The sequence below is a fragment of the Rhizobium halophilum genome (assembly GCF_021648825.1).
GTDB classification, from domain to species: Bacteria; Pseudomonadota; Alphaproteobacteria; order Rhizobiales; family Rhizobiaceae; genus Neorhizobium; species Neorhizobium halophilum.
Map to the genome: position 1 here is coordinate 769795 of NZ_JAKJHS010000001.1, position 12703 is coordinate 782497.

General features: G+C 62.1%; 13 protein-coding genes. 7 read left to right on the top strand and 6 right to left on the bottom strand.

Annotation, left to right across the window (positions count from 1 at the left end; genetic code table 11):
* Positions 1–3: 3 nt before the first annotated feature.
* The 4 genes from LXM96_RS03885 to LXM96_RS03900 all read left to right on the top strand — a co-directional run bounded on the left by LXM96_RS03885 (position 4) and on the right by LXM96_RS03900 (position 3673).
* A complete protein-coding gene (locus tag LXM96_RS03885) occupies positions 4–477 on the top strand; it encodes a flavin reductase (RefSeq protein WP_239997025.1) in 474 nt (157 codons plus the stop codon).
* A complete protein-coding gene (locus LXM96_RS03890) occupies positions 474–1700 on the top strand; it encodes an MFS transporter (RefSeq protein ID WP_239997026.1) in 1227 nt (408 codons plus the stop codon). Before LXM96_RS03885 ends, LXM96_RS03890 begins: the two co-directional genes overlap by 4 nt.
* A 114-nt stretch (positions 1701–1814) precedes the next feature.
* Positions 1815–2447 carry a TetR family transcriptional regulator C-terminal domain-containing protein gene (locus LXM96_RS03895; protein ID WP_239997027.1) on the top strand — a complete coding sequence of 211 codons (633 nt, stop codon included), beginning with the start codon at positions 1815–1817 and terminating at the stop codon, positions 2445–2447.
* 26 nt (positions 2448–2473) lie between these two features.
* On the top strand, positions 2474–3673 hold the full coding sequence (locus LXM96_RS03900) for a pyridoxal phosphate-dependent aminotransferase (protein WP_239997028.1): 1200 nt from the start codon (positions 2474–2476) through the stop codon (positions 3671–3673).
* A gap of 39 nt (positions 3674–3712) precedes the next feature.
* Here the strand turns inward: LXM96_RS03900 and LXM96_RS03905 are convergent, their stop codons facing one another.
* On the bottom strand, positions 3713–4981 hold the full coding sequence (locus LXM96_RS03905; protein WP_239997029.1) for a DUF763 domain-containing protein: 1269 nt from the start codon (positions 4979–4981) through the stop codon (positions 3713–3715).
* Between the two features lie 65 nt (positions 4982–5046).
* The gene (locus tag LXM96_RS03910; protein WP_239997030.1) at positions 5047–6219 is read right to left on the bottom strand and encodes an aminotransferase; all 1173 of its coding nucleotides are present in this window, start codon (positions 6217–6219) and stop codon (positions 5047–5049) included.
* 115 nt (positions 6220–6334) lie between these two features.
* Here LXM96_RS03910 and LXM96_RS03915 point away from each other — a divergent pair, with 115 nt between their 5' ends.
* A complete protein-coding gene (locus LXM96_RS03915) occupies positions 6335–7000 on the top strand; it encodes a sulfite oxidase-like oxidoreductase (RefSeq protein WP_239997031.1) in 666 nt (221 codons plus the stop codon).
* Here LXM96_RS03915 and mmsB read toward each other — a convergent pair.
* The 3 genes from mmsB to modB all read right to left on the bottom strand — a co-directional run bounded on the left by mmsB (position 6985) and on the right by modB (position 9822).
* Positions 6985–7887 (bottom strand): 3-hydroxyisobutyrate dehydrogenase, encoded by a 903-nt coding sequence (gene mmsB, locus LXM96_RS03920; RefSeq protein ID WP_239997032.1) that lies wholly within the window; start codon positions 7885–7887, stop codon positions 6985–6987. The genes LXM96_RS03915 and mmsB overlap by 16 nt on opposite strands.
* 163 nt (positions 7888–8050) lie before the next feature.
* Entirely contained in the window at positions 8051–9118 is a 1068-nt protein-coding gene (gene modC, locus LXM96_RS03925; protein ID WP_239997033.1) for a molybdenum ABC transporter ATP-binding protein, read from the bottom strand.
* Complete coding sequence (modB, locus tag LXM96_RS03930; RefSeq protein WP_239997034.1) at positions 9115–9822, bottom strand: molybdate ABC transporter permease subunit; 708 nt, start codon at positions 9820–9822, stop codon at positions 9115–9117. Before modB ends, modC begins: the two co-directional genes overlap by 4 nt.
* Positions 9823–9988: 166 nt before the next feature.
* Between modB and LXM96_RS03935 the strand changes: the two genes are divergently transcribed.
* The gene (locus LXM96_RS03935) at positions 9989–10504 is read left to right on the top strand and encodes a ferritin-like domain-containing protein (RefSeq protein WP_239997035.1); all 516 of its coding nucleotides are present in this window, start codon (positions 9989–9991) and stop codon (positions 10502–10504) included.
* A gap of 48 nt (positions 10505–10552) precedes the next feature.
* On the opposite strand, the gene LXM96_RS03940 is transcribed toward LXM96_RS03935, so the two are convergent.
* A complete protein-coding gene (locus tag LXM96_RS03940; protein WP_239997036.1) occupies positions 10553–11497 on the bottom strand; it encodes a LysR substrate-binding domain-containing protein in 945 nt (314 codons plus the stop codon).
* A 144-nt stretch (positions 11498–11641) separates the two neighbouring features.
* Between LXM96_RS03940 and speB the strand changes: the two genes are divergently transcribed.
* On the top strand, positions 11642–12700 hold the full coding sequence (speB, locus tag LXM96_RS03945; protein ID WP_239997037.1) for an agmatinase: 1059 nt from the start codon (positions 11642–11644) through the stop codon (positions 12698–12700).
* The last annotated feature ends 3 nt before the right edge of the window (positions 12701–12703 follow it).

Consider the following 12703-nt stretch of genomic DNA (forward strand, 5'->3'; position numbering starts at 1 on the left):
GCCATGGCGCGGTTGGGCTCTGCAGTGACCATCGTCACCTCCGATGGTGAAGCCGGGATTGCCGGAACCACAGTGTCCGCCGTCTGCAGCGTCACCGATCAGCCGCCGACCCTTCTGGTCTGTCTCAATCGCTCCAGCCGCAACAACACGGCCTTCCGTCGCAATGGTCGGCTCTGCATCAATATCTTGTCAGCCGCTCACGAGGATCTGGCGCGGAGATTTTCCAACGGCAGCCTGTCTGCCGAGGAACGCTTTGCCCAAGGCCGCTGGAGGTCGGGAGAAAACGGCAGCCCTCTCCTGGCAGGCGCCGCCGCGTCACTCGAATGCGAGATCGCCGATATCTCCGAAGTAGGGACGCACTCCGTGTTCTTCTGTCGCGTCACGGCAGCGTCTGCGGGAGAGGCAGGCGAAGGTCTGATATACCTCGACCGTGCCTTCCATCGGGTTGGCAAGCCGGCCTCGGTCGCTCCGCTATGATGGGTCAAGAGAAGGTCGATAGCGAACGCTGGCGGGTTCTCGCCATTTTGTGCGCTGCTGTCGTCCTCTCCTTCTCCACCTGGTTCTCCGCTGCAGCGATCGCGCCCGAAATCAGTCGGGAATGGACCCTCTCTCCAGCCGCCGCTGGTTGGCTGACCAACGGGGTGCAACTTGGTTTCGTGATCGGGGCGCTGCTAGCCAGCCTGTTCAACCTGCCGGACATCATCCGAATGAACCGCCTGATGGCCGCCTCGGCCGCGCTTGCCGCGGTCGCCAATGCTGCCCTGCTTGTCGAGCCAGGCCCGACGCTTGCCATTGTCTCGCGCCTCGCCACGGGCTTTGCCCTTGCCGGCGTCTACCCGCCTGCGCTGAAGCTCGTCTCCACGTGGTTCGTTACCGGCCGCGGCCTGGCGTTCGCAGGGGTCATCGGCGCAATCACAGCCGGCTCCTCCCTGCCGCACCTCTTTCGCGGGGCAATGACAGCTGTCCATTGGCAATCGGTGGTGGCGCTCGCAAGCCTCGCCTCCCTCGCCAGCATGATCCTGTTCCTGGTCTTCGCGCGCGAAGGCCCGTATCCGCTCGGGAAGGCCGTCTTCGACCCTCGCCAGATCGGCAGGGTCCTGCGCGATCGCGACGTTGCCCTGGTAAACCTTGGATATCTCGGTCACATGTGGGAGCTCTACGCGATGTGGGCGTGGCTGCTGGCGTATCTGTCGGCAGCGCTGCAGGCGATGAAGGGTGCAAGCTTGCCCAACCCATCGCTCCTGACCTTCACCGCTGTCGCGGCCGGCGTCGCGGGTTGCTTTGCCGGCGGGCTGCTATCCGACCGCTTCGGCCGCACGGCCACGACTGCCGGAATGATGCTCGCCTCCGGAAGCTGTGCCTTGCTGATCGGCTTCGTCTTCAACGGGCCCGAATGGCTGCTCGTTCTCGTGGTCGTGGTCTGGGGGATCACCATCATTGGCGACTCCGCCCAGTTTTCCGCCGCCGTGACCGAACTGGCCGACCGAGCCTATGTGGGCACAGCTCTCTCGCTGCAGATGGGTATGGGCTTTGCGCTCACCATCGGGATGATCTGGCTGATGCCGCAGCTTGCGAACTGGCTTGGCGGGTGGCAGTGGACCTTCTCCATCCTGGCGATCGGACCCTTCATTGGCGCAGCCGCCATGCTGGCTTTGCGCCGCCGACCTGCTGCCGTTAAGCTCGCCAACGGACGCCGTTAGCCCCTTGCCATCCTATTATTCAAGCGTATAACAAGCTCTCATTCTTGGCAGCGCCGGCTTGTGTCGCGCTGCCGACTGCATCGTAACCTACCTTCCCTGCGGGACAACTTCGCCTTGGCTGTAACACGTAGATCCTATAGCCGGGCAACCGAGACAGAGAGGCGCGAAGACCTCATCGCCGCCACGCTGGACTGCATCGCCGAAGCCGGCATTCAGGGCGCAACAGTACGTCAAATTGCTGCCAGGGCCGGCGTAACAGGCGGCCTCATCCGCCATTATTTCGCCACCAAGGACCAGATGTTGCAGGCCGCTTACCGGCAGCTGATGGACGGCATCACGGAGATCACCAAAGCCGCTGCCGAAGGGGCCGACACCAAGACGCGGTTAAGGCGTTTCATCGTGGCGAACGTCACCCCGCCGGTGACCGACAGCCGAACGCTCTCCCTGTGGGCCGCCTTCATCAGCCACATCCCCCTCGACCCTGCCTTCGCCGCAATTCATCGGGAGAGCTACCTTTCCTTTCTGGCTGAACTCGAAACACTGCTGGTCGCCTTCTTCGCGGAACGGGGGCGGGTTGCAAGTGAGCAGGAATGCCGCGCCTACGCGATTGCAGTGAACGGATTGATTGACGGTCTGTGGCTTGAAGGGACCCTTGCCCCGGACTTGTTCAAGAACGAAGAACTCTCCGAGACAGCCATCGCCTCGGTTGAAGCCATGCTGAGGCTTCCTCCGGGCGAGCTGTCCTGAAACCAGATCACAAAGAAGGAACCCCAATGCGCTACGCCTCCATCACCGACCGTCTCGCAGATCTCGGATCGGGTCGCTGGGCCGTTCACAGCGAAGCGCGCCGCATGAAGGCGGCCGGTGCAGATATCATCGAACTGACGATTGGCGAGCCGGACGTGGCACCTGAAAAATCGCTTCTCGATGAAGCGGTCCGCTCCATGTATGCGGGTCGCATCCGCTATTCCAACGGCCGTGGCGAGCCTTCCGTCCTCAAGTCTCTGGTCGAGAAGTATTCCAAGCGGCGGGCGGATGTGACGGAAGCCAACTTCCTCTGTTTCCCCGGCACGCAGACCGCGCTTTACACGGTTATGGCGGGACTTGTTGAGGCAGGTGACGGCGTGCTGGTGGGCAATCCGCTTTATGCCACGTACGAGGGCGTGATCTCCTCTACCGGCGCGCATCCTGTTTGCGTGCCGCTGAAGCCGGAAAATCGCTTTCACATGCAGGCGGAAGATCTCGAACGTGCCGTGACGCCCGAATGCCGCGTCGTCCTTCTCAACACCCCGCATAACCCAACCGGTGCCGTGCTGACCACCGACGAAATCAAGGCGATCGGGGAGGTTTGCCGCAAGCACGACCTTTGGATCGTCTGCGACGAGGTCTACGAGCAGTTGGTATTCGAGACCATCGAATTCGCATCACCTTTCGACCTGCCGGAACTGGCCGAACGCACGATCGTCGTTTCGTCGATCTCCAAGTCACACGCGGCACCCGGTTTCCGCAGCGGCTGGGCCGCAGGTCCGGCAGAATTCTGCAGCAAGGTACTGCCGGTGTCGGAAACCATGCTGTTTGGCGTCCAGCCGTTTATCGCCGATATGACGGCGATGGCCCTGGCGGAAGATTTCCCCATGGCGCCGACGATGCGGACGAACTACAGCCGACGCGCACAGATCGCAGAACAGGCGCTGGCCGGCAACAATCTGGTGAAGCCCATGCTGCCGGAAGGCGGCATGTTCATCCTCATCGACGTTTCCGCGACGGGCCTGACGGGCGAGCAGTTCGCCTGGGAACTCCTGCGACAGGAAGGCGTGGCAGTGATGCCTGGAGCATCCTTCGGTGAACAGGCAGCCGGTTTCCTGCGGATTTCACTTACCGTTCCCGATGACGTTCTTGTCACGGCGATGAAACGCATCGGTGCGCTGGCTTCGCGGCTTGTCTCCACATCCGAGCGACGAGCCTCTGCCTGAGGCGCAGACAGCATATAAAGAGGAGACAGCTGCCGGTCTTTAGGGCTTGGACTGGGGGGCTTTTTGTCGCTCGGCACCCTGAAGCGCCTCCTCCCAGCCGAATACGCTCCGGCCACCGAAGGCTGAGGACTGGCGGAACTCGCCCGCGACGATCTCCTTCAGATCGGGACCGGTGACGTAGCGTTCCAACTGACGGGCCTGATCATCGAGGCGCTTCAGCGCCTGCAGTTCTTCCTCTCGACCGAGCCGCCCCTTGGCGACCGCAGACTTCATTACCTTGATCGTCTCGTCATAGACCTTGAGCGGAACCGGAAACGGGTGACGATCCTTGCCGCCGTGGGCAAGCGAAAATCGGGCGGGATCGGAGAAGCGACAGGGTGCGCCGTGAACGACCTCCGCCACCATGGCCAAAGCCTTCACCGTGCGCGCGCCGACGCCGGGTGTCAGAAGCAATTGCGGAAAATCTTCCGGACCACGATCCGCAGCAGCCGCGAATGCGGCGTGAAGGCGCCTCATGTTCACGTCCTTCTCGCGCACGTCGTGATGGGCGGGCATGACGAGATCCGGCAGGAGAGGCTGTGCCGGTTGCGGCGCCTCTCGTCCCTCCAGAGCGATCACTTCTGCCACCAGCTTGTCCGGCCCCAGCGAACCGAGAAGGTCCAGCTGGCCGTGACGGGAGGCCGCTGCGCGACGGTCGGCGAGGTTGACGATTTCCCCTTGGCCCCTGCCCTCGATGGCCGAATGGGGAGAATCGACAAAGCTCTCCAGCCCCTCAGATAGCCAGTGATACCGCCGTGCCTGCCGACGGTCGCCATTCATCCCCTGCTGCACGACCACCCACTTGCCGTCATCCGTCACGATGAAGCCGTGGAGGTAGAGATCGAAGCCATCCTGCACGGCGGCGCTGTCGACCTTGGCAACAAGACGGCTGGTGTCGCCGAGCCGGCCACCATCGAGCCCGACACGGTTGCCGATGGCCAGAAGCTCTTCCGGCGTCCTGCGCGAATGCTGCCCGCGGCCGCCGCAGACATGGATGCCAAGCTCACTTGAAAGCGGTGTCAGCCCTCGCTTGAGCGCACCGATGACGCTGGTCGTGATGCCCGAGGAGTGCCAGTCCATTCCCATAACGGCGCCGAAGGACTGGAACCAGAACGGATGGGCGAGTCGGCGCAGGAACTCGTCCCGACCATAGTGCTGCACGATCGCTTCGCTGATCAGCGCACCGAGTCGCGTCATCCGCTGGCCGAGCCATGCCGGTACACGTCCGCCATGAAGCGGAAGATCTGCGCTGCCTGCTCTCTGTGCCATGTTCCACCGGTTCTTCAGATCCTCTGCATATAGCAGCACCGGCAGAACAAAACATGACCTAAATCTTACTCGGCCGCGAAATTCCCGAGCCTTTCGGCCAGACGCTCTATGGTCGGAACGTCTGCATTGGCGAAGGCGAAGCGCAGATACCGTTCCTGACCCGGACCGAAATACATGCCCGGAATGCAGACCACCCCCGCCTGCTTGGCCATCCGCTCTGCAACCACAGCCGAATTCAGCGACGGAAACGGATGACGGACGAAGGCGAAGTAGGCGCCTGCCGCATCGATCCGCCAGCCCGGCAGCTGAGCCATCACCAACTTGAGCGCCTTCGCCCGGCGCACGATTTCCTGCCGGTTTTCCTCCCGCCACTCCGCCAGCATCGGCAGAGCCTGCGCAACGGCTGCCTGTGCCGCACGAGGCGCGCAGATCTGGACATTGTCCATGATCTTGGCGATCTGCTCCACAGCCTTGGCACCCGCGGTGATGGCGCCGAGCCGGTGGCCTGGAATGCAGAAGGATTTTGAGAAGCTGTAGAGGCAGATCAGGCGGTCTTCCCAATCAGCCTCTGCAAAGAGACCATGCGGCGAACGTCCCGCCTCCGGCAGGAAATCCCGATAGGTTTCATCGAGGATCAGCCAGATGTCCTTCTCGCGGCAGACCTCGAAGATCTCCTGCAACAGATCCGGCGGGTAAACGGCACCCGTCGGGTTGTTCGGCGAAACAAGCGCCAGTGCCCGGACATCGGGCGTGATGGCCGCCGCAACCGCATCAACGCGCGGCAGGAACCCGTCATCGGCCGCGCAATCAACCGTTTTGCTCGTCACCCCCATCATCGCGAGCGTCGTCTCGTGATTGAAGTAGAAGGGATTTGTCATCAGCACGGTCTGGCCGGCGCCGGCGACCGCCATCGCGGCACTGATGAAGGCTTCGTTGCAGCCGGACGTTACGTGAATGTTCTGGCTACCGATGTCGGCGCCATACACCTCGCTGACATGGTCTGCGTAGACGCGCCGAAGGTCATTTTCGCCTTCAATGGGTCCATATCCGCAATAGGCGGTCGATCCTGCCATCTCCCTCAGCAACGCCAGCATCGTCGGATGCGGCGGGTAACCAGGCACGGCCTGCGAGAGATCGATCAGTGATCCACGCGATCCGTCATAGGAGCGTCCCCAGGCGAAGACGGAGGGCACGGGCGGGGGAGCCAGTTTCTGGATGAGCGGATTGAAGGAAGGCATGGGTATTCCGAAGCGTGACGGCTGCGAGGGCCGGAGGGATCGATTGATTTGCCCACTCATTTACCAGAATATCGCCGGTGGCAAGGCACGTGATCGCACAAGAAGGACTTGAAGGATGGCCGACGAGCCCATTCAGACCGAAGACACGAAGCTCACCCGGACCAAGCGGAAATGGGCCGATGAAGGCCGCTTCCTCACCGGCCGCATATCGCGACCCGAGGCGGACCGCCTGCCGCCCGGCCAGCACCTGGTCAGGAACTGGCCAGTGCTGGACCTTGGCCAGCAACCGCAGATCTCCAAGGCTCAATGGCGGCTTGACGTGCGCGGACTGGTGAACAAGCCCGCGACCTTCGACTGGGACGCCTTCCTCTCGCTCCCGCAGACCCAGATGCGTTCCGACATTCACTGCGTGACGACCTGGTCGCGCTACGATAATGACTGGTCCGGCGTCACCACCCGCGACTTTCTGGATGCTGTCGATCCGCAGCCCGAAGCCGCCGCCGTCATGCTGACGAGCTATGACGGCTACACGACCAATCTCCTGCTTTCCGATTTTGCAGCCGAGGATGCCATCATCGTCCATAGCTGGCAGGGCGAACCGCTGGCCGAGGAGCATGGTGGACCGGTGCGGCTGGTCGTCCCGCACCTCTACTTCTGGAAGAGCGCCAAATGGCTGCACCGCATCGAGTTCCTCGATGCGGACCGAGCCGGCTTCTGGGAGAAGAACGGCTACCACATGCGCGGCGATCCTTGGGCGGAGGAACGCTATTCGGACGACTGACGGCCAGACGCTTCGCGAAGGAAGTTGATGAGACCTGAGAAATCGGTGTCGCCCTGGCCGTGCTTGCTGAAGTCTTCATAAAGCGCGGCTGCACGGGCGCCCATCTGCGTTGTCGCCCCCGCCGCCGCGGCCGCCTCTTGGGATAGCCTCAGGTCCTTCAGCATCAACCCCGCGGCGAAGCCCGGCTTGTAGGCGTTGTTGGCGGGGGAGGTCGGCACCGGGCCCGGAACGGGGCAGTAGGTCGTGAGCGACCAGCATTGGCCGGAGGAGGTGGAGGCCACATCGAAGAGCGCCTGATGCGAGAGACCAAGCTTCTCGCCGAGCACGAAGGCCTCGCAGACCCCCGCCATGGTGATGCCGAGGATCATGTTGTTGCAGATCTTTGCGGCTTGACCTGCGCCGGCGCCGCCGCAATGGACGATGCGCTTGCCCATCGCCTGCAGGATTGCCTCGCCTCGTTGGAACGCTGCCTCTTCACCGCCGACCATGAAGGTGAGCGTCCCGGCCGCGGCTCCAACCGTGCCGCCGGAGACGGGGGCATCCAGCGAAAGGCAGCTCACTTCCTTGGCCAGAACATGCGCTTCACGGGCGCTTTCCACATCGATGGTCGAGCAGTCGATCAACAGGGTGCCGGGCTTCAGCGCCTGCGAGATCTCGCGCCAAACGGCAAGGACGTGTTTGCCCGCCGGGAGCATGGTCACGACAACATCCGCCTCCTTCACCGCAGCCGAGATCGTGTCAGCAATCGCGACACCCTTTTGGGCTGCGGCATCGCACGATTGGGACAACAGGTCGTAGCCCTTCACCTGATGCCCTGCCTGAACGAGATTGGCGGCCATGGGCCCGCCCATGTTGCCAAGACCGATGAACGCGATGCAGCTTGTCATGTTCTTCCTCCCTCAAGCGGGCTGAAAACAGCCCTGCTCTTAACATTCCTCGCATCGATCCCATCGGGACACGGTGCGAGCTGCTGATCCTCCAATCAGATGCGTCTGGTTTGGCATAGTCGCCTGGCTTGCGCCAGTGCATCCACTGCCGTCACGGTACCGCTTACCGCTCTAGGGCCACCGACTTGATCACCGCATAGACCTCCTGTCCGAGCGAAAGCCCCAGCCGTTCGGAAGAGAAGCTTGTAACGCGGGCAAAGATTTCGTCGCCCCCGCAGTTCGCGGTGATGACGACGGTGTCGTCGTCCCGCTTCAGCGTTGTGATGCGACCGGGAAGGATGTTGAGTGCGCTCAGCCCCTGCGGCTCGGAAACAGCGATGATGACGTCCCGCTCGGGGACGTGAACACGCACGGCCTTGCCCGCGCTCAAGCCATGGCTTGGTACGAGAAGAGACCTCTGCTTGATCTTTACCCGCGCCAGGCCGGAGTCTGGGTCCAAGCCCTCGACGACGCCACTCAGCACGCTCCCCGCCTCCTTGCGATCCAGGGCAGAAGCGACGCGGCCGGACAGGATATGGCTGGGATCGCCGGTGGCGACCACTTTCCCAGCTTCCAGCAGCACCACCTGGTCGGCCAGGCGCGCCACCTCCGTTACCGAATGGCTGACATAGATGATCGGGACGCCCGCCTCATCCCGCAACCGTTCAAGGTAGGGAAGAATCTCGGCCTTCCGCTCTTCGTCGAGCGCCGCCAAGGGCTCATCCATCAGCAGGAGACGAGGCCCGCTGAGAAGCGCCCGCCCGATCGCCACCCGCTGCTGCTCTCCACCGGAAAGAGCGCCGGGTGCTCGACCGAGAAGCTGCGAGATCCCCAGCATCTCGACCACCCGGGCAAAATTGGCCCCAGTGAGTGTATTTCCGGCAAATCGGCGCCCATAGAGGAGATTGCTGCGGACACTGAGATGGGGAAAAAGCCGCGCCTCCTGGAAGACATATCCGAAGCGCCGGCGGTGCGGCTTAACGAAGATTGCGGCGGAGGTGTCGAGAAGCACCTGGTCGTTGAAAAGTACCTCGCCTTCATCGGGTCGCGCTAAGCCTGCGATGATCCGCAGAAGTGACGTTTTGCCGGAGCCAGAGCGGCCGAAGAGCGCGGTCACGCCGCCTTCGGCGGAAAACGCTGCGCTCAATCGAAACGAGCCAAATCGGTGTCTGGCCTCAACGATCAATGTCATGACGCGCGACCATCGCGAGACAGGATCCGCCCAACGGCTTCCGAACCAAGAAGTGCCGCAAACGAGATGGCCACGGCAACAAGAGTAAGCCGCATAGCCCCGGCGTCGCCGCCCGGTATCTGAGTGAATGTGTAGATCGCCGAAGCAAGCGTCTGCGTCTCGCCCGGAATGTTGGAGACGAAGGTGATGGTGGCACCAAATTCCCCCATCGCTTTGGCGAAGGAGAGGATCATCCCAGCGACAATGCCCGGCAAGGCGAGCGGCAAGGTGACAGAAAGGAAGATCCAGAGCGGTCCTGCTCCGAGCGTCCCAGCCGCCTCTTCCAGCTTCTGGTCGATCGCCTCGATGGAAAGCCGGATGGACCGCACCATGAGCGGGAACCCCATGATCGCGCAGGCCAATGCCGCGCCGGTCCAGCGGAAGGAAAAGCTGATCCCGAACCAGTCATAGAGAAAGGCTCCAACAGCGCCACGCCGGCCAAACGTGACCAGGAGCAGAAAGCCGGTCACCACCGGCGGCAGGATGAGGGGGAGGTGTACGATTCCGTTCAGGATGGATTTCCCCCAGAACCGGCCACGCGCCAGGATATAGGCGACAAGAATCCCGAGGGGCAGACTGCAGAGCATCGCGACGGCAGCAACCTTCACGCTCAGGCGCACGGCCACCCACTCTTCGTCGCTAAGTACCAGCCAGTCCAACCGCATCCCCCAAAATTGCCATGCCTGCCGGTTTGTCCGCACCCGCCGGCTAGCTCAATGGATAACGCGCCGCTGCACCGATTGCTACCGATCACCCGGTTCTTGCCTCGGAACAATTGCCACCCAGTCCCGTTAGAGAGCGACCAAATCAAATAGTTAATGGAGATCCTAAATGGCTGATACCAGCGCCACCCGCGAAGTCTTCGTGTCGGGCCTCAAGAACGCTCACGCTATGGAAAACCAGGCCTTGTCGATCATGAAGCCGCAGGTTTCCCGTATCGAGCACTATCCGGAAGTTGCCCGCCGTCTGGAAGAACATATCCGCGAGACCGAGGCACAGATGACGCGGATCGAAGAAATCCTTCGCCAGCTTGATGAGAGCCACTCATCAATGAAGGACATGGCGCTTTCCTTCACCGGCAGCATGGCTGCAATGGGACACACTGTTGCCGGCGATGAAATCCTCAAAAATTCCTTCGCAAACTACGCCTTCGAGCACTTCGAGATCGCTGCCTACAAGTCACTGATCACGGTGGCTGAGGCGGGCGGCTTCACGTTCGCGACCACCGGCCTCCGAACCAACCTGCAGGAAGAGCAGGATATGGCCCGATGGATCGACGACAATCTGAGCACCGTCACCACGCGCTATATTAACCTGCGCGAAGCGGGCGAGTCCGGCAAGGTCTGAGCAGACGATCTGATGGAGGAGGCGGCAAATGTTGGCTCCTCCATCTGTCTACTTCGTGCTTCGCGGTCTCAGAAGGGTTCGGGCGAGGCTCCATGGTTCCGGCAGTCGATCTGCCTCAAGGGACGCAAACAACCAGTCGATGAACACCCGGACTATCGGTGCCGCCCGCATCTCGTGGCGGCAAGCCACGTAGAATGCGTCGTTGGCGGGCACGCTGAGGTCGAAGGGAACGAGCAATTCTCCCTCGGCGATGAGCTTTGCTGCCGTGATCGTATCGCCAAGCGCGACGCCCTGCCCCTGCAGGGCGGCCTCTGTCGAAAAACGGGCATCGCCCATGTAATGTTGCCTGCGCCGGGGAAAGGCTTCACCCTCCGCAGCAGCCAGCCAGGTGCTCCACTCCCTGCCATCGGCATCGCCGTGAAGAAGGACGTGGTCCTCAAGATCCCGCATCGAACGAAGTGGCCGGCTGTTGAGGAGAGTGGGGCTAGCGACGGGAAAGAGCTGCAAGTTGCTCCACAGGCGCGTCCAGGCGTCCGGCCAGTTTCCGGCCCCGTAGAGGATGCAGACGTCAACGTCGGAGGAATGAAGATGTCCAGCGTCGTTGGACGCTGCCAGCGTCAGCGTCACGTCCGGGTACTGGTCTGTGAAGGACGATAGCCGCGGCAAGATCCAGAAAGACAAAAGCGCTGGAACGCAGGTGATTGAAAGACTGCCTGCGGTGGCCGGTCGCTTCATCTGCGCGGTTGCGGCTGCAATTCCGTTGAAGGCTTGTGTCACTGCCGGCAGAAGCAAGGCACCGGCAGCCGTCAACTTCAGGCGTCTTCCTCCGCGCTCGAAGAGGGTGGTATCGAGCGACTCCTCAAGTGCCCGGAGCTGATGGCTCACAGCCCCATGGGTTACCCGCAGTTCCCGCGCAGCGGCTGATACGGAGGCCAGACGCGCGGTCGCCTCGAAAGCGCGAAGAGGGTTGAGGGGCGGCAGGCGGTTCGTCATCCGGGATCCGTCATGTGAGCATTTCTCACACCTTCCGCTAGAACATTGTCAATTGCATTTCCACCCCCTCTTTGCCGATAATACTCTAAATTCAACCGGCAAAGCCGCGGGAACTGGTACAGAGCATATGGGAGCGCCGGGATCATGGCCCTGGACGACGAGAAACTTACCGAACTGCGTGAAAAATACGGATCAGGTCACGGTGGCGACCTCTACGATCCTGAGTTCAGGAAAGTCGCGGACAAGATCTTCTCCAAGAGCGGCACTCGCCTGGCGCCTTATGCGGGCGTACCGACGTTCGTATCAGCACCACACATGCCGGTGGAAGCCGAAAACCCGGACTTCGGCAACCTGCAGGTTGCCATCACCGGCGTGCCCATGGACCTCGGCGTCACCAACCGGCCAGGCTCGCGCTTCGGTCCGCGCGCACTTCGCGCCATCGAGCGGATCGGCCCCTATAACCACGTGCTGAAGACAGCGCCTGTTTTCGATCTTCGCGTCGCCGATATCGGCGATGTTCCGCTGCGCAGCCGCTACAACCTGCAAATGTGCCACGAGGACATCGAGAAGCGTTTCAATCAGATCGTCGACGCGGGCGTGACCCCTCTGGCGGTTGGTGGTGACCACTCGATCAGCCAGTCAATCCTCAAGGCGGTCGGAAAGAAGGCGCCGGTGGGGATGATCCACATCGATGCCCATTGCGACACGAGCGGCTCCTTCGACCACAGCAAGTTCCATCATGCGGGACCGTTCCGCAATGCAGTCCTGGATGGCGTTCTCGATCCGACGCGGACAATCCAGATCGGCATTCGCGGGGCGGCGGAATATATCTGGGAGTTCTCCTACGCCTCGGGCATGACCGTCATTCACGCCGAAGATGTGTCCGGCATGGGCATGCCGGCCATCATCGAGAAGGCGAAGGCGATCGTCGGGGACGGGCCGACCTATCTCTCCTTCGACATCGACAGCCTCGACCCGAGCTTCGCCCCCGGCACGGGCACGCCCGAAATCGGCGGACTGACGACGCGCGAAGTGCTCGAGCTCATCCGCGGTTTGAAGGGTATCAATCTCGTCGGTGGCGATGTTGTTGAGGTTGCGCCCCAATACGACTCGACGACCAACACAGCCCAGGTCGGCGCACAGATGCTGTTTGAAATCCTCAGCCTGATGGTGTTCAGCCCTTCCGTCACGGGCAAGGCCTGACGT